The organism is Pedobacter sp. 01N416 (assembly GCF_056399685.1).
This window is the reverse complement of sequence record NZ_JBFTRT010001059.1, coordinates 1-546: the sequence shown is the minus strand read 5'-3', so window position 1 is coordinate 546 and position 546 is coordinate 1. Positions and strand designations below refer to the sequence as shown.

General features: G+C 44.3%; 1 protein-coding gene. It reads left to right on the top strand.

Annotated features, from left to right (window positions below; translation table 11 throughout):
• Window positions 1-546 (top strand): aspartate aminotransferase family protein (locus tag AC1DND_RS29225; protein WP_477586520.1); only part of this gene is annotated, 546 nt, incomplete at both ends.

Below are 546 nucleotides of genomic sequence, written 5' to 3'. Positions count from 1 at the left end.
GAACCGAGGCTGTAGAAGGCGCCATGAAACTAGCTAAACGTTATACTGGCCGTAAAGGTTTTATTGCTTGCAAAAATGCTTACCACGGGAGTACACAAGGTGCCGAAAGTTTAATGGAAAGCGATTTCTATTCCTCCGGCTACGGCCCATTCTTGCCACATGTAAGTTTTATCGAGCATAATAATATAGCAGATCTTAATAAAATCACTTCAGAATTTGCTGCTGTTTTTATCGAACCCATTCAGGGTGAAGCCGGAATCCGGGTAGCCGATTTAAGCTATATGCAGGCTTTGCGGACAAAATGCACAGAAACCGGAACTTTGTTAATCTTCGACGAAATACAATCTGGTTTCGGCCGCAGCGGCAAGATGTTTGCTTTCGAGCATTATAATGTTGTGCCCGATGTGCTGCTCCTGGCGAAGGGAATCGGTGGTGGAATGCCAATTGGGGCTTTTATAAGTTCACTAGAGATTATGTCGGTATTATCACATTCCCCAATTTTGGGTCACATGACTACTTTTGGTGGTCATCCGGTTTGTTGTGCTG